This window comes from Krasilnikovia sp. MM14-A1259 (genome assembly GCF_047159535.1).
GTDB lineage: Bacteria > Actinomycetota > Actinomycetes > Mycobacteriales > Micromonosporaceae > Actinoplanes.
Genome location: NZ_BAAGAJ010000002.1, coordinates 4,600,672 through 4,620,433 on the forward strand (window position 1 = coordinate 4,600,672; position 19,762 = coordinate 4,620,433).

At 72.3% G+C, this 19,762-nt stretch carries 17 protein-coding genes; 11 read left to right on the forward strand and 6 right to left on the reverse strand.

Annotated features, from left to right (window positions below; genetic code table 11):
- Nucleotides 1–9: 9 nt before the first annotated feature.
- Nucleotides 10–1,236, forward strand: a complete 1,227-nt coding sequence (locus tag ACMCNK_RS20860; protein WP_412738069.1) for a hypothetical protein — start codon at nt 10–12, stop codon at nt 1,234–1,236.
- Nucleotide 1,237: 1 nt separating this feature from the next.
- Here the strand turns inward: ACMCNK_RS20860 and ACMCNK_RS20865 are convergent, their stop codons facing one another.
- Nucleotides 1,238–2,596, reverse strand: coding sequence for a hypothetical protein (locus tag ACMCNK_RS20865; protein ID WP_412738070.1), 1,359 nt, complete (start codon nt 2,594–2,596; stop codon nt 1,238–1,240).
- A gap of 459 nt (nt 2,597–3,055) precedes the next feature.
- Here ACMCNK_RS20865 and pdhA point away from each other — a divergent pair, with 459 nt between their 5' ends.
- The 5 genes from pdhA (at nt 3,056) to ACMCNK_RS20890 (ending at nt 10,197) form a co-directional block, all read left to right on the forward strand.
- Nucleotides 3,056–4,195, forward strand: a complete 1,140-nt coding sequence (gene pdhA, locus ACMCNK_RS20870; protein WP_412738071.1) for a pyruvate dehydrogenase (acetyl-transferring) E1 component subunit alpha — start codon at nt 3,056–3,058, stop codon at nt 4,193–4,195.
- The gene (locus ACMCNK_RS20875) at nt 4,192–5,181 is read left to right on the forward strand and encodes an alpha-ketoacid dehydrogenase subunit beta (protein ID WP_412740934.1); all 990 of its coding nucleotides are present in this window, start codon (nt 4,192–4,194) and stop codon (nt 5,179–5,181) included. The genes pdhA and ACMCNK_RS20875 overlap by 4 nt, the downstream gene beginning before the upstream one ends.
- Nucleotides 5,178–6,629: a dihydrolipoamide acetyltransferase family protein gene (locus tag ACMCNK_RS20880; protein WP_412738072.1), complete on the forward strand. Its 1,452-nt coding sequence runs from the start codon at nt 5,178–5,180 to the stop codon at nt 6,627–6,629. The genes ACMCNK_RS20875 and ACMCNK_RS20880 overlap by 4 nt, the downstream gene beginning before the upstream one ends.
- A gap of 153 nt (nt 6,630–6,782) precedes the next feature.
- Nucleotides 6,783–6,932 (forward strand): hypothetical protein, encoded by a 150-nt coding sequence (locus tag ACMCNK_RS20885; protein ID WP_412738073.1) that lies wholly within the window; start codon nt 6,783–6,785, stop codon nt 6,930–6,932.
- A 385-nt stretch (nt 6,933–7,317) separates the two neighbouring features.
- Complete coding sequence (locus tag ACMCNK_RS20890; protein WP_412738074.1) at nt 7,318–10,197, forward strand: hypothetical protein; 2,880 nt, start codon at nt 7,318–7,320, stop codon at nt 10,195–10,197.
- A gap of 4 nt (nt 10,198–10,201) precedes the next feature.
- Here ACMCNK_RS20890 and ACMCNK_RS20895 read toward each other — a convergent pair whose 3' ends face one another.
- Entirely contained in the window at nt 10,202–11,314 is a 1,113-nt protein-coding gene (locus ACMCNK_RS20895) for an acyltransferase (RefSeq protein ID WP_412738075.1), read from the reverse strand.
- A 113-nt stretch (nt 11,315–11,427) separates the two neighbouring features.
- Between ACMCNK_RS20895 and ACMCNK_RS20900 the strand changes: the two genes are divergently transcribed.
- Together ACMCNK_RS20900 and trhA are read left to right on the forward strand one after the other, a co-directional pair.
- The gene (locus ACMCNK_RS20900; RefSeq protein WP_412738076.1) at nt 11,428–13,272 is read left to right on the forward strand and encodes an NHL domain-containing thioredoxin family protein; all 1,845 of its coding nucleotides are present in this window, start codon (nt 11,428–11,430) and stop codon (nt 13,270–13,272) included.
- A 47-nt stretch (nt 13,273–13,319) separates the two neighbouring features.
- Nucleotides 13,320–13,997, forward strand: coding sequence for a PAQR family membrane homeostasis protein TrhA (trhA, locus tag ACMCNK_RS20905; protein ID WP_412738077.1), 678 nt, complete (start codon nt 13,320–13,322; stop codon nt 13,995–13,997).
- A 141-nt stretch (nt 13,998–14,138) separates the two neighbouring features.
- Here the strand turns inward: trhA and ACMCNK_RS20910 are convergent, their stop codons facing one another.
- Nucleotides 14,139–14,414, reverse strand: coding sequence for a DUF6458 family protein (locus ACMCNK_RS20910; protein WP_412738078.1), 276 nt, complete (start codon nt 14,412–14,414; stop codon nt 14,139–14,141).
- 105 nt (nt 14,415–14,519) lie between these two features.
- Here ACMCNK_RS20910 and ACMCNK_RS20915 point away from each other — a divergent pair, with 105 nt between their 5' ends.
- Nucleotides 14,520–15,035 (forward strand): SixA phosphatase family protein, encoded by a 516-nt coding sequence (locus ACMCNK_RS20915; RefSeq protein WP_412738079.1) that lies wholly within the window; start codon nt 14,520–14,522, stop codon nt 15,033–15,035.
- A gap of 75 nt (nt 15,036–15,110) precedes the next feature.
- Here ACMCNK_RS20915 and ACMCNK_RS20920 read toward each other — a convergent pair whose 3' ends face one another.
- Nucleotides 15,111–16,967, reverse strand: a complete 1,857-nt coding sequence (locus ACMCNK_RS20920; protein ID WP_412738080.1) for an acyl-CoA dehydrogenase — start codon at nt 16,965–16,967, stop codon at nt 15,111–15,113.
- A 298-nt stretch (nt 16,968–17,265) separates the two neighbouring features.
- Here ACMCNK_RS20920 and ACMCNK_RS20925 point away from each other — a divergent pair, with 298 nt between their 5' ends.
- Nucleotides 17,266–17,469 carry a hypothetical protein gene (locus ACMCNK_RS20925; protein ID WP_412738081.1) on the forward strand — a complete coding sequence of 68 codons (204 nt, stop codon included), beginning with the start codon at nt 17,266–17,268 and terminating at the stop codon, nt 17,467–17,469.
- Nucleotides 17,470–17,482: 13 nt separating this feature from the next.
- Here ACMCNK_RS20925 and ACMCNK_RS20930 read toward each other — a convergent pair whose 3' ends face one another.
- Nucleotides 17,483–18,610 (reverse strand): PP2C family protein-serine/threonine phosphatase, encoded by a 1,128-nt coding sequence (locus ACMCNK_RS20930; RefSeq protein WP_412738082.1) that lies wholly within the window; start codon nt 18,608–18,610, stop codon nt 17,483–17,485.
- A gap of 110 nt (nt 18,611–18,720) precedes the next feature.
- Here ACMCNK_RS20930 and ACMCNK_RS20935 point away from each other — a divergent pair, with 110 nt between their 5' ends.
- On the forward strand, nt 18,721–19,275 hold the full coding sequence (locus ACMCNK_RS20935) for a phosphoribosyltransferase family protein (protein ID WP_412738083.1): 555 nt from the start codon (nt 18,721–18,723) through the stop codon (nt 19,273–19,275).
- Between the two features lie 7 nt (nt 19,276–19,282).
- On the opposite strand, the gene ACMCNK_RS20940 is transcribed toward ACMCNK_RS20935, so the two are convergent.
- Nucleotides 19,283–19,555 (reverse strand): YciI family protein, encoded by a 273-nt coding sequence (locus ACMCNK_RS20940; protein WP_412740935.1) that lies wholly within the window; start codon nt 19,553–19,555, stop codon nt 19,283–19,285.
- Nucleotides 19,556–19,762: the final 207 nt, after the last annotated feature.

Genomic DNA, 19,762 nt, shown 5'->3' on the forward strand with positions numbered 1-19,762 from the left:
CTGAGCGGCATGGCCGCACCCCAGACTCCGTACGAGGCGGTCCTGCACGCCGCCCGCGACGTGGCAAAACTGGACTGCGCCCTGGACGCCGAGATGCTCGGCACCGCTCTGCTCGGCAGCGTGTACGCGGTCGCCGAGCACGACCGGGCCGCGGCGGTGCGCGAGTTCGTCGGCCGGTTCCTCACCGCGACCGCGCGCCGGCGTACCGCGGCGGCCACCACGATCCGTGAGGTCTTCGCGACGCTCGTGCCGGACGCCGCGGGCGCAGCCGAGGTCCGCCCCGGCGCGCAGGCTCCGGCGTGGAGCGCGCAATTGGGCCGGGTCCACGCCACCGGCTGCTACGCGTACGGCGACGTGTACGGCGACCAGACGTCCTATCTGGTCACTTTCGCGTACGAGGACAGCGACGACGGCGGGCCGGACCACGCGGTCGTGGCGCTGATCGACCACAACATCGGCATCACCAAGGACGTCTTCGTCGGCGGCCCGGCGCAGCGCATCCTCGGCCAGGTCCGCCAGATGTGCGCGACCGACGAGCTGACCTGGTTCCGCGAGGAGGATCCGGGCCGGGTGCGGGTCGAGGTGGGCCGGCATCTGGAGGTCACGGACGGCCTCGGCGATCTGCCCGACGACGGTTCCCTCGCGACCGACCGGGCCTTGGCCGCCGCCCGGCTGGCGCTGCTGCCCGCCGCCACCACACCGCCACTGCCCGAGCCGGCCGAGCCGGCGGCGCCGGACCGTGAGCGGCTGGTGCGCGACTTCCTCGCCTCCGCCGAGGCGAAGGACGGCGGGCTGGCCGCGGTGCGCGGCGACGACGAACTGTCCTCGCTGCACTTCTGCCTGAGCCTGATCCTCGATCACGCGACCGGGCTGCCCGACGCCGACCCGCTGCGCTGGAGTCCCGCAGTCGCAGGGCTGTTCCTGCTGGACTGGGTGCACCGCCGGGCCGTGCTGGACATGGACGACGCCGCGATGCTGCCGCGGGTGACCCGGGCCTGGTCGGCGTACGCCACCCGGCGGCGGGACCTGCCCGAGGCCGCGGTCGAGCAGACCGGCACCGTGGTCGAGGAGATGATCGACGAGTTCGCCCGGCTCTACGCGACCGGGGAGCGACGCAGCCCGGCCACGGCCGCGGTGGCCCAGCTCATCTCCGAGGGAGTCGACCCGAACGACGCCGAGGCGATCGACGCGTGGATCGACGCCAACCGCCACCGGTTGAACGGCGACCCGTCCTGACTCACCACCACGACGGCGGATCGTCGGGGTCGGCGTGGTGGCGGCCCGCCCGGGAGCCCGGCCAGCCGTAGTCGTCCCACCGCCGGTCCCCGGCCCGATGACTGCCCCAGTACGGCCGGTTGGCCTGGGGACAGCCGTTGCCGTACCCGATGTACCGGTGACTGTTGTGGGCCCGCGCCGCGGCAGTGGCGGTACGCAGGTTACGCGGTCGTTCGGCCATGTCTGACCTCCAGTTGTCGATGGACGGGCCGGTGGTGGTGGTCTCCGGCGACGGATCCCAGCAGCGGTGATCGTCGGTGCACCAGGACGGGGGTTCGGACGGATGGTCCGGCCACCCGTGCGGCGCTTCGTGTCCCGACGGGTCCGGTTCCGCGGGCGGCCCGGGTTCTTCCGGCGAGGGTGTGTCCGGATTCCCGGGAGAGGGGGTTCCAGGTTCCGCGGGCGGGGTGCCGGGCTCGGTGGGCGGCCCGCCCGCGGGTGGCGTGCCCGGCTCGGCCGAAGGGGATCCGGGCTCCGCGGACGGCGGCGTCCCCGGGTCACCGCTCTCGCCGGGCGGCGGAGCACCGGGCTCCCCGTCTCCGCCCTGCGGGACACCGGGCTCCCCGTCTCCGCCCTGCGGGACACCGGGCTCCCCGCCTCCGCCCTGCGGGACACCGGGCTCCCCGCCTCCGCCCTGCGGGACACCGGGCTCCCCGCCTCCGCCCTGCGGACCGCCGGCTCCCGGCGAACCGCCGGGCCTGCCACCACCGGACGGCGAACCCCCGGACGGCGAACCCCCGGACTTCCCGCCCCCGGACGGCGAACCGCCGGGCCTGCTTCCGCCGGACGGCGAGCCGCCAGGGGTTCCGGTCGGCGAACCGCCGCCCGGGCGCGGCCGGGTGTGCCCGTACCGTTCGCCGTCGGATTCCGGATGACCACCCTCCGATCCGGACGATCCGGACGATCCGGACGGCCCGGCCGCCCCTGTGGCCCGCTCGCCCCCCGGGTCCGCATCCCCGGGTGGTGGCGTGGCAGACGCGCTGGGCGCAGTCTCGCTGGGAGCCGGCTGCGCGCCCGCATCGGCGCTCGCCTGCGGTGTGATCTGGGGGACACCGCCCGGCGCCGGCACGACCTGACCGCCGGACGGGGGCGGCAACAGCGGCACGTCCATGGCCCCGGTGCGGTCCCGGCCGAGGTAGTCCCGGCCGGCCGTGATGGCGGCCAGGGTGGGCAGCGAGGCGAGCCCCACCAGCAGCACGACGATCAGGATGTACCGCCTGGTCGGCGCGGACAGCCCGTCGGCGCGGTATACGCCGTTGAGCCGCCTGCGCAACACCTTCATGGGCGGCACGAGCCCGTCGTCGTCGTCCGGTTCCGGCACGACCAGCACCCTCCTCTGCACCCGGCCGCCGGAAGATCAACGAAATCGCATCCGGCTATCTCTCCAGTGCTGAGGTGAACGAGGGATCCACGGTTCGGCAGCGGGGCAGCTCGGCTGTTCGTACGTTCGTGACCACACGAAAAGTGCTTAACCGGACAAAGGAGTCTGCCAATTGCTCGCCAACATTTCCCGACTGTGATCGACCCGACCTGTGGTGCCACTCACGTTCTCTGTCAGGATGGGGGGCGACGGCACCGCCGCCGTCGCCTTCGCCGACCAGCGGAGCGCCCGGCGGGACCGTCGCTCCCCGGCGGGGCCTGCCCCGCTGACACCGCCGCGCGGCAACCCCACCCGGGCCAGGCGCGGCGACACAGCTTCCGGCGGGTGCCGGGAGCGCGGTCAGCCGCGCGGACGGGCAACACCCGCCGCAGGCCCAGATGAAGGAACAGGGAGACACGGATGGCGAAGGGCACGAGCGAACCCGGGGCCGACGTACCGGCCGGTGGGTTCGTGCAACTGCTCACCCCCGACGGGGAGCGCGTCGACAGCGTCACCACCGACGACGGCGTGACGTACTCGGTCGACTTCACCGACGACGAGTACCGCGAGCTGTACCGGGATCTGGTGACGGTCCGCCGGCTCGACGCCGAGGCGACCGCGCTGCAGCGACAGGGTGAGCTGGGCATCTGGGCCAGCCTGCTGGGGCAGGAGGCGGCTCAGGTCGGCTCCGGCCGGGCGCTGCGCCCGCAGGACATGGCGTTCCCCACGTACCGCGAGCACGGCGTGCTGTACTGCCGCGGCATCGACCCGATCATGCCGTTCGGCCTGTTCCGCGGCGTGGACCAGGGCGGCTGGGACCCGAACGAGTTCAAGTTCAACACGTACACGATCGTCATCGGCTCGCAGACGCTGCACGCGACCGGCTACGCCATGGGCATCACCATGGACGGCAAGACCGGCAGCCCCGACGGCGAGGCCGTGATCGCATACTTCGGTGACGGCGCGACCAGCCAGGGCGACGTGAACGAGGCGTTCGTGTGGGCCGGCGTGTTCCACGCCCCGATGGTGTTCTTCTGCCAGAACAACCAGTACGCGATCAGCGAGCCGCTGGAGCGCCAGACGCGCATCCCGCTGTACCGCCGCGCGGCCGGCTACGGCTTCCCCGGCGTCCGGGTGGACGGCAATGACGTCCTGGCCACGTACGCGGTGACCCGCGCGGCCCTGGACCACGCCCGCAACGGCCAGGGCCCGACCCTGATCGAGGCGTACACGTACCGGATGGGCGCGCACACCAGCTCGGACGACCCGACCCGCTACCGGATCGCCAGCGAGGTCGAGGCCTGGCAGGCCAAGGACCCGATCCTGCGGCTGCGCGCGTTCCTGGCGAAGCAGAAGCTCGCCGACGACACGTTCTTCGCCGAGGTCGACGACTCGTCGGCCAAGGTCGCCCTCTCCCTGCGCGAGCGCGTCCTGGCCATGCCCGACCCGCAGCCGGTCACCATGTTCGACAACGCCTACCCCCACGGCTCGCCCGAGGTGGACGTGCAGCGCGAGCAGTTCGCCCGCTACCAGGCCTCGTTCGAGGGGAGTGGCCACTGATGGCCGAGACGATCACCCTGGGCAAGGCCCTCAACCACGGCCTGCGCCGCGCCCTGGAGAACGACCCCAAGGTCGTCATCATGGGCGAGGACGTCGGCAAGCTCGGCGGCGTCTTCCGGATCACGGACGGCCTGCAGAAGGACTTCGGCGAGGACCGGGTCATCGACACCCCGCTGGCCGAGTCCGGCATCATCGGCACCGCGGTCGGCCTGGCCATCCGCGGCTACCGGCCGGTGTGCGAGATCCAGTTCGACGGCTTCGTGTTCCCGGCGTTCGACCAGATCGTCACCCAGGTGGCGAAGATGCACTACCGGTCGCTGGGCAAGGTCAAGCTGCCGATGGTCATCCGGATTCCGTACGGCGGCGGCATCGGCGCGGTGGAGCACCACTCCGAGTCGCCCGAGGCGCTGTTCGCGCACACCCCCGGCCTGAAGGTCGTGACGTGCGCCAACCCGTCCGACGCGTACGTGATGATCCAGCAGGCCATCGCGTCCGACGACCCGGTGATCTTCTTCGAGCCGAAGCGCCGGTACTGGGAGAAGGGCCCGGTCGAGCTGGACGCTTCGCTGTCCGGCGCGTACCCGCTGCACGCCTCCCGGCTGATCCGCCCCGGCGCGCACGCGACCGTGCTGGCGTACGGCCCGATGGTCAAGACCGCCCTGGACGCCGCGACCGCGGCCGCCGAGGACGGGCGTGACCTGGAGGTCATCGACCTGCGGACGCTCTCGCCGCTGGACATGGCGCCGGTGTTCGAGTCGGTGCGCCGTACCGGCCGCTGCGTGGTCGTGCACGAGGCCCCGGGCAACGTCGGCCTCGGCGCGGAGATCGCCGCCCGGGTCACCGAGGAGTGCTTCTACTCCCTGGAGGCCCCGGTGCTGCGGGTGTCCGGCTACGACATCCCGTACCCGGCCGCGCGGGTCGAGGAGGAATACCTCCCGGACCTCGACCGGGTGCTGGACGCCGTCGACCGTACGTTCGGCTGGTGACCCGGATGTCGCGGATCAGGGAGTTCAACCTGCCCGACCTGGGCGAGGGGCTCACCGAGGGTGAGATCCTGTCCTGGCTGGTCAAGGTGGGTGACTCGATCGAGCTGAACCAGCCGATCGTCGAGGTCGAGACCGCCAAGGCCGCGGTGGAGATCCCTGCCAAGTGGGCCGGCACGGTCACGAAGATCTTCCACGAGGCCGGGACGACCGTGGAGGTCGGCTCGCCGATCATCGCGATCGACACCGACCCGGGCGCGGGCCCGGTCGCGGAGTCCGTGGAGTCCCCCACCGCACCGGTGCCGTCCGCGGCGTCGCTGGCGGCCGTGGAGGTCGCGCCGGCCGAGGGCGCGGTGGAGCCGGGCCTCATCGGCGGCCCCGCGCCGGGCGGCCGTACGGCCATCCTGGTCGGCTACGGGCCGCGCAACACCGCGGCCAAGCGCCGTCCCCGCACCGGCGGTACGGAGCCCGTTGCCGCTCCCTCGGCACCCGCCGCCGTGGCCGCACCCGTGGCACCCGCGCCCGCTCCCGTTGCCGTGGCTCCGGTCGCGCACCGGGCCGGTCCGGTGCTCGCCAAGCCGCCGGTCCGCAAGCTGGCCCGGGACCTGGGTGTGGATCTCGGCACGCTCGCCGGGTCGGGCCCGCTCGGCTCGGTGACCCGGGAGGACGTCCAGCAGGCAGCGGCCCGCCCGGCCGCCGCGCCGGAGCCGGTCGCCGCGGCACCGGTGGCCCTGGTCACCGACGGCACCCGCGAGCAGCGCATCCCGATCAAGGGCGTGCGCAAGCTGACCGCGGAGAACATGGTGGCGTCGGCGTTCACCGCGCCGCACGTGACCGAGTTCCTCACGCTCGACGTGACGCGCACGATGAAGACGGTGGAGAAGATCAAGGCTCGGCCCGAGTTCCGCGACGTGCGGGTCTCGCCGCTGCTGCTCGTGGCGAAGGCGGTCCTGGTCGCGCTGCGGCGCCACCCGATGGTCAACTCGACGTGGTCCGGGGCGACGAATGAGATCGTCGTCAAGGAGTACGTGAACCTCGGCATCGCCGCCGCCACCGAGCGGGGCCTCATCGTGCCCAACGTCAAGGACGCCGGACGTCTCACCCTGCGTGAGCTGGCCGACGCCCTCAACGGGCTGGTGCAAACCGCGAAGTCGGGCAAGACCCCGCCCGCCGACATGCAGGGCGGCACGTTCTCGATCACGAATGTCGGGGTGTTCGGGGTCGACACGGGTACGCCAATCCTGCCTCCGGGCGAGTCGGCGATCCTGGCGTTCGGGGCGATCCGTCCCATGCCGTGGGTGCACAAGGGGAAGATCAAGGTCCGTCAGGTCACCACGCTGGGACTCAGCTTCGACCACCGGATCATCGACGGCGAGCTGGGATCGAAGTTCCTGCGCGACGTCGGCGCGTTCCTCTCCGACCCCGAGGGGGCGCTGCTGTCCTGGACCTAGGACCGCCGAGGTTTATTCGGCAAGTGGGTTTCTCGGCCTTCGATCCTTAGGTCAAGTGCGCGTCATCACCCCAGAATCGTTTGCGGTCTCGTCCTCGTGTGCGCCACACTGGTGGTGCCACACAGACGAGCAGCAAAGACGAGGGCAGGGACCGTGAGCCGCGCCAGCACCACCATCGACCGCATCCGAAGCCGCCGAATCGCCAAGAGTCAGGAGCGCGCCATCGACCGCGCCTGGCACTCGGCACCCACTCAGGCCATGCGAGACGAGATCGCGATCTTCGCCCAGCGTCGGCCGATCTGATCCAGACAGCACAACGGCCCGCCCGGTCCTTCCGGGCGGGCCGTTCGGCTTTCTCGGGGCGCTCCCGCCATCGGGACAGCCCACCTTTTCCCGTGCCGGTCGTGATCACAAACACGCAGGTCGCGGCGCCGGTCGGCGCAACCAGCGGCGGTTTACGAGCACCTTAAGGAAGTACACCGGGATTCCGACGACCCGCACCGACCGGTACGGTGGGGCACTGGTCGTCTTACCCGGCGTGGCCGGCCGGACGGCGACCGGGGCCACCGCTCCACCGGAGCCGGCGACCCCGCACGGCCCGGCCGGGCAACCGGCATGGCCGCCGGTCCGACGACCGGTGGCCGCGTCCGTGCAAGGCCGCACGGCGACAGGTATGGAGGAGGCGCGTATGACGTCCGAGGGGCAGCACGCCGGCAGACCGCCGGCCGAGGCCACGTCGGGCGACGGAGCCGAGCACTTCGGCGCCGACCGGTTCCCGCCCGGATCCGACGGACACCCGCTGTCCGCCCGGTCGGTGGCACCGCCCGCCGCCGGATCGGCGCAGATTCCCCCGGCCGCTGGACACGCGCAGGTCCCCCCGGCCGCCGGGCGGGCGCAGGTGCCGGCCGCCGACCCCAACGTCTACGCCCCGCCACCGCACGCCACCCCCAACGGCGGCTCCCCGTTCGTCGTTCCGGCGGTGCCCCCGACCGGTCCGGTGACCGAGTTCGCCGGTGGCCGCCCCACCTCGGGTGCGCCCGGCTCGGACCAGCCGCCTCCGTCGGCCTGGGCGCCGCCGCCCCCTGCCACCCCCGGCCCGGCGTCGGAACGGAATCCGTTCGATGCTGCCGAGGAGCCACACCCGTACCGGTCGGGGACCAGCGCACCGCTCGACGTCCGAGGCGACATCCAAGGGTTCGCACCCGGATCGCCCACGCGCGGAATGCTGGGCGACCCCGGGGACGCTGCCGGCGAGATGCACGCGGCCCCGTCACCGTTCTCGCCTCCGGCTCCCCCCACCGCCGCGGCATCGCCCGCGCCGGGCTCGGCATGGAGCCCCGAGTCCTCATTCGGGCGCCGGTCCGGCGACGAGCCCGCCTCCGCCGGAGCGCCGCAGGTCAGCGGGTTCGGTCCCGACGTCCGCGGAACGTTCCCCGGTGACGAACGTCGCACGCCGGTCGCGTCCCGCACCGATCACGACGCTCCCCAGGGCTTTGCCGCGTTCGGCGACCAGCAGCCCCGCGTGCCCGGTGCCACGCTCGGCGCTCTGCCCGACGCCCCTCCGCCCTCGATGGTCGGTGACAGCGGTGGCTTCGCCGCGCGTACGACACCGGCCTCCGACGCCTTCGGCGAACGCGTTGCGGACAACGGCCTGCCGATCCGCACCCGCCGCCCCGCCCTCGACGGCGACTCGCCCGAACTCGCGCCACTCAACGGCCGTCGGCCCGAGGATTCGGCGTTCGGCGCGGCCGGCGCGGACCCGGCGGCCCCGGGTGGCTGGAACGCCGGCGCGACGCCGCCGGCCGACGGACCGCGGCCGTTCACCAACGCGCGGCCGTTCGACACGCCGCCGACCGATGACCCGCGCCCATTCGGCAGCCCCGCAACCTTTGAAGCGCCGCCGTCCGACGGGCCGCGCCCATTCGGCAGCCCCGCAGCGTTCGACACGACACCGGCCGACGGGCTGCGCCCGTTCGGCAGCCCCGCAGCGTTCGATGCGCCGCCGGTCGCACGGCTCGGTTCCGGCGCTCCGTCGCCGGACCGCGCCGACGCGGATGGCCCGGGCTTTGCCCAGCGAGTCCCGGGTGCATCGTTCGGCGCGGACGGCCCGCCCGCCCTACCCGGATCGCCGGGTGCCGCGCCGGGCAGCGCGGGCCCGGTTATGGCCGAGGCGCGGCGCAGTGTCCCGCAACCCCGCGACCCCAGCGAGCAGTCCGGGTCCGTGACCGGTTCCGCGCGCCCGGTGTCGGCCAGCGCCTCGGTGCCCGTAGCCAGCCGGGTCGCGCCGGACACCGAGGAACCCCGGCCGGCGGCACCCCCGCAGGCACGGGTCTACGGCCGCCCGGCGGCCCAGGCCGACGAGAGCCTCGCCTCGGTGTCGCCGTTCCCCGGCCGCCGGGTCGATGAGCCCACCGGCGGTGAGCTCGGCGGCCCGTCGCAGGACCTGCCCCCGCTGGGCCCCAAGACCCCGGCCCCGGGCGGTAACCGTCCCCCGGCCCGGGCCACGGCCAGCGCGCGCGTGGCGCCGCAGGTCGCGCCGGAGTCACCGGGCGCGCCGTTCCAGGATTCCGGTGCGGACAGCGCGGGCCGTGGACGCGACAACCCTCTCGACCGGTACGGCGAGGACACCACCGACATGGCGGGCCGCAACCCGGTCGACAAGCCGTATGTGCCGGAGCCCGCGCTGCCGTCGATGCATGCCCGCCCGCCTATGGTGGACGGCTTCCCGCCGCAGACGGAGCCGGATGCGGCGCCGCAGCCCGGCCCGGACCCGCGCTCCATGCCGGGCGGGGTGTTCCCCGGCGCGGCAGCGCGAGCCACGGTGACTCCTCCCGGCCCGGATGCGGCCGCGAGCTGGTCCGGCCCGGCCGACGCCAACTCGACCATGCAGTGGGCCGGGCCCGCCGACGCCGAGCCCACCGCGCAGTGGGCCGGGCCGGTCGATCCCAACCCGGTCGCGCCGTGGTCCGCCCCCGCTGATTCCGGTCCGTCCGCGCCTTGGTCCGGCCCCGCCGACGCCAACCCGGCCGCGCCGTGGCCCGCCGACGCCAACCCGGCCGCGCCGTGGCCCGCCGACGCGAACCCCGGTCCTCCTTGGCCCACCGCCGCGGGTGCCGACCCGACGGCCCAGTGGCCCGGGCAGGCGGGATCCGACGCGACGCCCAATTGGCCCGGTTCGGGAGGGCAGGCTGTGGCGGCTGGCGATCCTGGGCCGACGGGTACGCCCGACGCGACGCCGGAGAAGCCGGAAACCCCGCATGTACGGGTGCTGCCGGTCACCGTCATGGTGGTGCTCGGCGCCGCGATCGTGCTGGGCATCGTTTTCGGCATCGTGTGGCTGATCTCGCGTGGCTCCGGCTCCGGTGCCGCGTTCAGCGTCAGCCAGGGTGACTGCGTGAAGCGTGCGGGCGATGAGGCGGTCAAGGCGACGTGTGGCGACGCCGGGTCCTACCAGGTGGTGTCCATCGTGGAGGGTAAGGACAAGTGCCCCGACCCGGGCCAGCCGTACGTGCTGAACCCCACGGACGGCAACAAGACCCAGGTCCTCTGCCTCAAACCCAACGGCTGACCCGCTAGAAGATCGCGCGCAGGTACGGCACCCGTGCCGCACCGATGGAGATCGCGAACGAGGTGACGACGACGGCTGCCCAGGTCGCCAACGCCGCCGCCAGCGACGTACCGATCGGGAGGTCGGGTGCCGCCGACCGGATGACCGCCAGGATCAGCAGGTGCACCAGGAACACGCCGAACGACGCGTCGGAGAGGCGTACCAGCACTGTTGCCGCCCGCGGTCCGGGTTCGTGGCGTGCGCCGATGCTCAGCGCCACGATGAACAGGCAGATCGCGGCCACGGCCGCGGTCGCCCCGAGGTAGCCCACCGGGAACAGGATCCGTAGCGCGGGATGCGGGTAACCGGCCCCGTACCACCGGATCGTGGGGATGAGCACGGCCAGGCCGAGCAGCGAGGCCACGACGATGCCGCGGCTGCCCAACCGGGTGCGGCGCAGGGCCCAGCCTGCCAGGAAGTACCCGACGTAGGGCCACCACATGGTCCAGGCACCGAGGGTCAGGGGCCGGCTCAGGCCGATCGTCCTGCCCAGCTCGGGAATCATGAAGGCGACCAGCGTCCAGCCCAGGGCCACCCCGGCCATGATCTTCGCGCGTTTCTCGATGCCGGCATGCAGGAAGGCGGCCAGCACCGGCGCCACGATGTACAGCCCGGCGATCAGCCACAGGAAGTACAGGGCGGTGTACGTCTTGCCGTCGATCAGCATTTTGGTGACGCTCTTGGCGGTCAGGTGCTCGCCGCGCAGGAGCATGCGGACGACGACGAGATAGATCACATGCCAGGCGATCAGCGCGGGGACGATCCGGGCGAACCGCTTGCGGTAGAACGCCGCCGGTCCGGCGCGGTGCGCCGCGGGGGCGAGGACGAGGGCTCCGCTGATCATCACGAAGACGGGTACGGTCCAGATCGCTCCGAGGTCGATGGCGGTGGCGATCCACCAGCTTCGGCTGCCGCGGGCCGGATTGTCCACGTACTGGCTGACCACGTGGATCGCGACGACGCCGCAAATGGCGAGGACCCGCAGCGCGTCGAGGGCGTACTGGCGGGGCCGCGGCGGGGCGGCGACCGGTGCCGCGGGCGCGGATCCGACATCGACGGATAAAGCGGATACGGTCACCGCCAGCATGGTAGGCGCCGACCATCCGACCCGGGGCGAGGCCACACCGCGGGACACTGTCGTGTCTCGGCCCCGCATCAGCGCCGGACGAGCCCGTTGGCACACTGAACCCCATGACGTCGCCCGCGCCCGCCCTCGGCCCCCGCGTCCGTGCACCCGAGTTGAAGGGCCGCGCATGGCTGAACACGGGCGGCCGGGCCCTGAGCCTGCAGGATCTCCGCGGGCGCGTGGTGCTGCTCGACTTCTGGACGTTCTGCTGCATCAACTGCCTGCACGTGCTGGACGAGTTGCGCCCGCTGGAGCAGCGGTACGGCGACACGCTCGTGGTCATCGGCGTGCACTCGCCGAAGTTCGAGCACGAACGCGACCCGCAGGCCCTGGCCGCGGCGGTCGAACGGTACGGCGTCAGCCACCCGGTTCTCGACGACGCCGACATGCTGATGTGGCAGCAGTACGCGGCCAAGGCCTGGCCCACCCTCGCGGTGATCGACCCGGAGGGTTACCTCGTCGCGTCCATGGCCGGGGAAGGTCACGCCGAGGGGCTGTCCCGGATGCTGGACGAGCTGATCGCCCAGCACGAGGCGGCCGGCACGCTGCGCCGCGGCGACGGCCCGTACGTGCCGCCCGCGGCATCGGACACGGTGCTGCGCTTCCCGGGCAAGGCGATCGAGCTGCCCTCCGGGCACCTACTTGTCTCGGATTCGGCTCGGCATTCCCTGGTGGAGCTGGCCGCCGACGGCGAGACCCCGGTACGCCGGATCGGTACCGGCGAGCGGGGCCGCGACGACGGCCCGGCGGACGCCGCGAGTTTCTCCGAACCGCAGGGCATGTGCCTGCTGCCCCCCGCGGTCGCGGAGCAGGCCGGGTACGACGTCGTGGTCGCGGACACGGTCAACCACCTGCTGCGCGGCCTGAGCCTGTCGACCGGCCAGGTCCGTACGGTGGCGGGCACGGGCTACCCGTGGCGCGCCGCCGCGGACGGCCCGGAGCAGGACGCGCTCGCCGCGAATCTGTCCTCCCCGTGGGATGTCGCCTGGTACGACGACCGGGTGGTGATCGCCATGGCCGGCATTCACCAGCTCTGGTGGTTCGACCCGGCACGCGGCACCACCGGCGTGTACGCGGGGACGACGGTCGAGGCGCTGCGCGACGGCCCCCTGCCGGACGTGTGGATGGCGCAGCCGTCGGGCCTGGCGGTGCACGGGGCCCGGCTGTGGATCGCGGACAGCGAGACGTCCGCCCTGCGCTGGATCGCCGACGGGGTGCTGCACACCGCGATCGGCCAGGGCCTTTTCGACTTCGGGCACGTGGACGGCCCGGCCAAGGAGGCGCTGCTGCAGCACCCGTTGGGGGTGGCGGCGCTGCCGGACGGCGCGGTACTGGTCGCGGACACGTACAACGGCGCGGTGCGCCGCTTCGACCCGGGCACCGGCGCGGTATCCACGGTGGAGTCGGGGCTCGCCGAGCCGAGCGACGTGCTGGTCACCTCGGCGGGCGCGGTGCTGGTGGTGGAGTCGGCCGCGCACCGGCTGATCCGGCTGGCGCCGGGGGCGGTGCACACGGTCGCGGGTGAGCGGCACCGCGTGGAACGGCCGCCCTCACCGCTGGCCCCGGGCGAGGTCACGCTGGACATCATCTTCACCCCGGCGCCGGGTCAGAAGCTGGACGACACGTACGGGCCGTCGACGCGACTGGAGGTCTCGGCGTCGCCGCCGGAGCTCCTGCTGGCGGGCGCGGGCGTCGGCACGGAGCTGTCGCGGAGCCTGGTGGTGAATCCGGCGCTGACCCATGGCGTGTTGCAGGTCGTCGCGCAGGCGGCCACGTGCGACGCTGACGTCGAGCACGCCGCATGCCATCTGACCAGGCAGGACTGGGGGGTGCCGGTACGTGTCACCGAAGGTGCACCCGCGCGCCTGCCGCTGGTTCTGCGGGGCTTGGACGAAGGTGGAGTGTCGTGAGACCAAACACTACCCACTGGTAACCTACGGTGCCGTAACCTAGAGCCGTGACGACCTCCGCCCCGCTCCGGATGAAGCCTGCCGACCTCGGCAAGCCGCGCCTGCGCGGCCGTCTCCACCAGTACGCATTCTTCGTCGCCGTGGTCTGCGGCATCGTGCTGAGCTCCATCGCCGCGAGCCGGCCAGGCATCGCCCCGTTCCTGAGTTGCCTGGTCTACAGCTTCACGGTGTGCGGCCTGTTCGGCGTCAGCGCGCTGTACCACCGCCGGTTCTGGACCGACCGCGGCTATCAGATCATGCGGCGCATGGATCACTCGATGATCTTCATCTTCATCGCGGGCACGTACACGCCGTTCTGTGTCCTGTTGCTACCGCGCCCCACGGGCACGCTGATGCTGAGCATGATCTGGATCGGCGCCGCCGCCGGGGTCGCGCTGAAGATGATCTGGCCGCATCTGCCCCGGTGGGCGGGTGCACCGCTGTATCTCGCCCTGGGCTGGGCCGCGCTCGCGATCCTTCCGGATGTCCTGCATCACGGCGGGGTGACCGTGCTGGTGCTCTTGGCCGCCGGGGGCGCGGCGTACAGCGTGGGGGCGGTGTTCTACGCCCTGCGCCGCCCCAATCCGTGGCCCACGGTGTTCGGCCACCACGAGTTCTTCCACGCCTGCACGCTGGTGGCGGCGATCCTGCACCACATCGCGATCTATTTCGCCCTCTACGCCTGAGCGCGGCAAATCTGAACGCGGCAGATCTGAGGCTGCCCCCCGGACGTCATGCCGGACGCCGCGCACCGGTCGCTGGTCGAGGCGGCGCGGCGCTGGATGCCCGAAGGGCCGCCCGGCGGGGGCGGCCCGCGCGGTACACCGTCAGTAGCCCGGCGGCGGAGGCGGTGGGGGCGCATCCGCGGAACGGGTCTCCCGGTACTCGCTGACCGTGCCACCCGCTACCGGGCGGCCCCGGTTCACCACGACGGCGCGGCGCCGGCTGTTCCAGTACCAGATCGTGATGATGAGCCCGACCAGGCCGGCCGCCATCAGGACCCAGCCGACGACATTGAGGTCGAGACCGCTGATGTGGGCGTTGACGGCGAACGCGAGAATCGCCCCCAACGCCAGGAGAAAGATGCTTCCGCCGATGCCCATGGGGCCCTCCTTGGCTCGTCGCCACCGCCGCCGGTGACGACAGCGGTACGTCGATGCGCGTGTTTACCCAGGTGACCCGAAGCTCAATCAGGCAAGCTGTTCGGCATGACCGCACGCACTGTCGTACTGCTGCGCCACGCCAAGACGGAAACCCCCGGAGAGCTCCCCGACATCGAGCGGCAGCTCACCGACCGGGGCCGGGCGGACGCCGGGGCGGCCGGGGCGTGGCTGGCCGCCGAGGGCCTGCGTCCGGACCTGGTGTTCTGCTCCCCCGCCATGCGGACGCGGCAGACCTGGCACGCGGTGGCGATGGCGCTGGCCGACGCCGATCCGGCCGGTGCGGCCCCCGACGTGCGCTACGACCCGGGCCTGTACGCGGGCGGCCGCACCGAGGTGATCGATCTGCTCCGGGCGGTGCCGGAGGACTCCGGCACCGTGCTCGTCGTCGGCCACAACCCCACCATGTCCGATGTGAGCCTGCTGCTACGCGGCGACGACGGCGAGTACGACATGGCGGAACTCAAGACGGCCGGGATCGCGGTGCACCGGGTGCCGGGTCCGTGGTCGCAGACCGAGCCGGGCGCGCTGCCGCTGGTCACGGTTCACACCGCCCGCGCCTGAGGAAGGCGCGGACGCGCCGAGGGCCGGTGGACAACATTGTCCACCGGCCCTCGTCGTATCGGGGGAGCGTTCGGGTCAGAACGCCTCGTCGGGCAGGTCCATCAGATCGAGGTTGGTGTTCTCGATGATCCGGCGGTCGGCGCCGACGCGCGGCAGGATCTCCCGGGCGAAGAAGCGAGCCGCGGCCACCTTGCCGGTGTAGAAGTTCTGGTCCGCCGGGCTCAGCTCGCCGCCGAGCGCCTTGAGAGCCACCTCGGCCTGGCGCAGCAGCAGCCAGGAGATCACCACGTCGCCGATCGCAAGCAGCACGCGGCGGGAACTGAGGCCCACCTTGTACAGCTCGCGGGCCTCGCCGCCCTGGACGGCCTGCAGCCAGCCCATCTCGATGCCGAGGATGGCCTGCAGCTCGCCGAGGGCCTTGGCCAGCGCGGCCCGCTCCTCCTTGAGCTGGCCGTTGCCGGCCTCGGTCTCCACGAAGGACTGCATCTCGGTGGCGAGGACGGACAGCGCCCGGCCCTGGTCCTTCACGATCTTGCGGAAGATCAGGTCGAGGCTCTGGATCGCCGTGGTGCCCTCGTACAGGGTGTCGATTTTGGCGTCGCGGACGTACTGCTCCAGCGGGTAGTCCTGCAGGAAGCCGGAACCGCCGAAGGTCTGCAGCGACTCGTGGCCGAGCAGCTCGTACGCCCGCTCCGAGCCGACGCCCTTGACCAGCGGGAGCAGCAGGTCATTGACTCGGGCGGCGGCCCGGGCGGCCTTCTCGTCGCCGGCGGCCTCGGCGATCGCGACCTTGTCCTGCCACGTGCCGGTGAAGATCACCAGGGCGCGCATGCCCTCCGCGTACGCCTTCTGCAGCATCAGCGAGCGGCGTACGTCCGGGTGGGCGGTGATCGCCACACGCGGGGCGTCCTTCTCCGCGTTCTGCAGCAGGTCCGCGCCCTGAACGCGGTTCTTCGCGTACTCCAGGGCGTTGAGGTAGCCCGTCGACAGCGTCGCGATGGCCTTCGTGCCGACCATCATCCGGGCGTACTCAATGATCATGAACATCTGGCGGATGCCCTGGTGGACGTCGCCCAGCAGCCAGCCCTTGGCCGGGATGCCGTGCTCGCCGAAGGTCATCTCGCAGGTGTTGCTGACCTTGATGCCCATCTTGTGCTCGACGTTCGTGGCAAAGGCGCCGTTGCGCTCGCCCATCTCGCCGGTCTCCGGGTCGAAGTGGAACTTCGGCACGATGAACAGCGACAGGCCCTTGGTGCCCGGGCCACCGACACCCTCGACGCCGACCGGGCGGGCCAGCACGTAGTGGATGATGTTGTCGCTCAGGTCGTGCTCACCCGAGGTGATGAAGCGCTTGACGCCCTCGATGTGCCACGAGCCGTCCGGCTGCGGGATGGCCCGGGTACGACCGGCGCCGACGTCCGAACCCGCGTCGGGCTCGGTGAGCACCATGGTCGAGCCCCACTGCTTCTCGACGAAAAGCTTGGCCCACTTCTTCTGCTCCTCGGTGCCCTCGACGTGCACGACGTGCGCGAAGGACGGGCCGGAGGAGTACATCCAGATCGGCGCGTTGGCGCCGAGCACCTGCTCGGCGATGGCCCACCACAGGGCGCGCGGGGCGAGCGTGCCGCCGAGCTCGCTGGGCAGGTCGAGGCGCCAGAACTCGGACGCCATGAACGTCTCGAAGGACTTCTTGAACGAGGCGGGCAGATCCGCCGTGTGCGTCGCCGGGTCGAACTTCGGCGGGTTGCGGTCCGCATCCGCGTAGCTCGCCGCCAGGTCCTCGCGAGCGAGGCGGTTGACCTCGGCAAGCACGTCGCGCGCGGTGTCGGCGTCGATCTCGTCGAACGGCGCCTGGCCGAACGCCTTGTCAGCCCCGAACACCTCAAAGAGGTTGAACTCAAGGTCACGCAGGTTGCTCTTGTAGTGAGTCATGGTGCTTGGCCCCGCCTCCCGAACGCGTGTTACTCGTCAGTAACCAGCACTGTATTACCCGCGGGTAGGCGTCGACAACCCGCGCCCGAACTTTGCTGAGCATCAAAAAGCGACCAATCGCCCTCGATCAGGTGGAACCGGTGTCGCCATTCGGTCATTTGCCGACCGGCGCGCCTCCCGGAAGTATCGGAGGGCCCCCCGGCTCGTTGCTCCCGGTGTACGCGTCACACGCGTACCCGCAGAGCAGGGACAGCTCGCCGACCGCCGACATGGCGGCGAACGACCTGGGGAGGTCACGATGTTCGCCACGATCAAGAATCTGATTCCAGAGCCACGCCAGGCCGACCAGCAGCCCCGCGCGTACGTGGGCCGGCACCGCCAGCCCGAGAAGTTCACCGCACGCGCCCAGGTCACGGTCGTGCCGGGCCCGGGGGGTCGTGACCCCGACCCGGCCCGCCCCGCCGCGGAGGCGCCCGACGACGCGCCCGCGGACGCGGCCTGACGACGAAGGCGGCTCAGCTGCCGGCGGCGCCGACCTCCCAGCTCGGCATGGGTACGGAGGCGCCGCCGTCCCGCCCGGAGTACTCCAGCAGCACCAGGGCGATGTCGTCGTCCAGCCGGCCGTGAACCCAGTCCACGAGAGCGGTTTCCAGCGAGGCAAGGCCGTCGCCGACGGTGCCGTGACCCAGCAGCCGCCAGGCGCGGTCCGCGGTGGGGAAGAACTCACCCTCCCGGCGTGCCTCGCCCAAACCATCCGTGAACAGCAGCAACCGGTCGCCCGGCTCCAGCCGCTCCACGCGCGGCCGGGCGACCGGCATGAAGCCCAGCGGGGGCGCCGGGGCGGGCGGCTCCAGCGCGATCACCTCGCCGCGGCGCAGCAGCAACGGCGCCGGGTGTCCACAGTTGACGATCGTCAACGTCCCGCCCCGCTCCTCGACCAGCGCCGCGGTGACGAAATCCTCGTCGCCCACGCTGCGGGCCACCGCCCGGTCCAGATCCGCGACGATCGCGCGCAGGTCCGCCCGCTCGTACGCCACGTGCCGGTACGAGCCCAGGACGATGCTGGCCAGGCGCACCGCGTCTAGGCCCTTGCCCCGCACGTCGCCGATGATGATCCGCACCCCGTACGGGGTGTCCAGGGCTTCGTAGAGGTCGCCGCCGATGTCGGCGGCTGCCGACGCCGAGATGTAGCGGCCCGCCACCGCGAGCGAGCCGACCTGCGGACCGATCGGCCGCAGCACCGCCTGCTGCGCGACCGCCGCGAGCCGCAGCAGCTCCGCGATCCGGTCCGCCTGGCGCTGCCGGATCGTGGCCACGCTCGCCGCGATCCCGGTCGCCAGCATCACCCCGAGCACGTTGACCATGCCCACCATGTCGAACCGCCCGTGCGACCCGGCGAAAGCCGTGCCGACCACCGCGGCCAACGCGCCCGCGCCGAGAACGATCTGCCACGAGGCGAACACCGCGGCCAGGAACGGCACGGCCGCCAGCAGGCCGACGAAGTTCACGTCGCCGCCGTCCGCGAGTTCGACCGCCGACACGACGGCAAGCAGCACGAGAGCCGCGCCGAGGCCGGCGCGGGAACCAGGGCTGAGCGAGCGTCTGCCCGCCGGGAGAATAGGCATGGCTTCGCCGAACAGCATGCCTGATCGACGCGAGCGACTGCACCACCTTGACCCGGAGTCGGTGCACGTTGCGCCCGGTGCCGCCCGGTCGAGCCATCCCGTCCGCGCCTCGGTGACAGGATGTCCGCGTGCCGACCGACCTGCGCAATCTGCTGCGTGCCGCGTTCCGGTGGACCGATCCGGGCGCCGGCAGCGAGTACCTGGTGAGTGATCGGTCCGGCTGGTGGCGTGATCCCACGATCCTGGACGGCCTCGGTCCGGCCCTGGCCGGCTTGTTCCCCGGCGCGGAGCCCACGGTCGTCCTCGCCCCGGAGGTCACCGGCTTCCTCGTCGGTCCTCTGGTGGCGCGGGCGGTCGGGGCCGGGTTCGTGGAGGTCTACCGCGAGGGCGTACGACTACCCATCGCCGAACCGATGACCTGGGCCGAGGTGCCCGCCGACCACCGCGACGCGCGGCAACGGCTCGGGCTGCGTACCCGGCTTCTCGGCCCAGCCGACCGGGTGCTCGTCGTGGACGACTGGGTCGCCACCGGAGCACAGGCCAGGGCCGTGCACGCGCTCGCCGCCGCCCGCGGCGCCAAGATCATCGGTACGGCGGCGATCGTCGCCGAATGCGACCCCGCCTCCGCGGCCGAGCTGAACCTCCGCAGCATGTTGACCGACGCGGACCTGGATGCCGGGTAGAACGCGGTCAGCCCTTCCAGTCGGCCAGCACACCGCGGGTCGGCTGCCAGCCGACCGGTTCGTACCGGGCCAGCCCGCGCCGCACGTACGGGTCGTTCGCCATCAGGTCGCGAGCCTGCTCCGCGGACGCCGCGTCCAGCAGGACCACGCCGCCGGTGGGCGGATCCTGCCGACCCGACGAGACGAGGACACCGGAATCACTCAACTCGTCGAGGAACGTCAAGTGATCGGTCCGGGCCTGGTCGATCTCGTCGAGCGGGGCGAGATAGGTGGAGATCATCAGATACACGGCGGTTCCTCTCACCGGCGGCGGATGCTGGCCATCGTACGATCACCGCGCCCCGGACGGCCGATCCTGAATCGGTGGTTTCTGTCGTAATCGGACAATAAGGGCGACACTCGCCACACCGTCGGCGTTGTCAGGAATGACAACCCCGCCGACCCGAAAGGCATCCGTCCCGATGTACCGGAAAACACTCCGATGGTT

Excerpts from the sequence above, each read along its gene's own strand:
- ACMCNK_RS20890 (WP_412738074.1), top strand. The coding sequence starts at position 7,318 with ATGACGTCCGAGGGGCAGCACGCCGGCAGACCGCCGGCCGAGGCCACG.
- pdhA (WP_412738071.1), top strand. The coding sequence starts at position 3,056 with ATGGCGAAGGGCACGAGCGAACCCGGGGCCGACGTACCGGCCGGTGGG.
- ACMCNK_RS20920 (WP_412738080.1), bottom strand. The coding sequence starts at position 16,967 with ATGACTCACTACAAGAGCAACCTGCGTGACCTTGAGTTCAACCTCTTT.
- ACMCNK_RS20940 (WP_412740935.1), bottom strand. The coding sequence starts at position 19,555 with ATGATCTCCACCTATCTCGCCCCGCTCGACGAGATCGACCAGGCCCGG.
- ACMCNK_RS20900 (WP_412738076.1), top strand. The coding sequence starts at position 11,428 with ATGACGTCGCCCGCGCCCGCCCTCGGCCCCCGCGTCCGTGCACCCGAG.
- ACMCNK_RS20925 (WP_412738081.1), top strand. The coding sequence starts at position 17,266 with ATGTTCGCCACGATCAAGAATCTGATTCCAGAGCCACGCCAGGCCGAC.
- ACMCNK_RS20915 (WP_412738079.1), top strand. The coding sequence starts at position 14,520 with ATGACCGCACGCACTGTCGTACTGCTGCGCCACGCCAAGACGGAAACC.
- ACMCNK_RS20910 (WP_412738078.1), bottom strand. The coding sequence starts at position 14,414 with ATGGGCATCGGCGGAAGCATCTTTCTCCTGGCGTTGGGGGCGATTCTC.
- ACMCNK_RS20930 (WP_412738082.1), bottom strand. The coding sequence starts at position 18,610 with ATGCTGTTCGGCGAAGCCATGCCTATTCTCCCGGCGGGCAGACGCTCG.
- ACMCNK_RS20860 (WP_412738069.1), top strand. The coding sequence starts at position 10 with ATGGCCGCACCCCAGACTCCGTACGAGGCGGTCCTGCACGCCGCCCGC.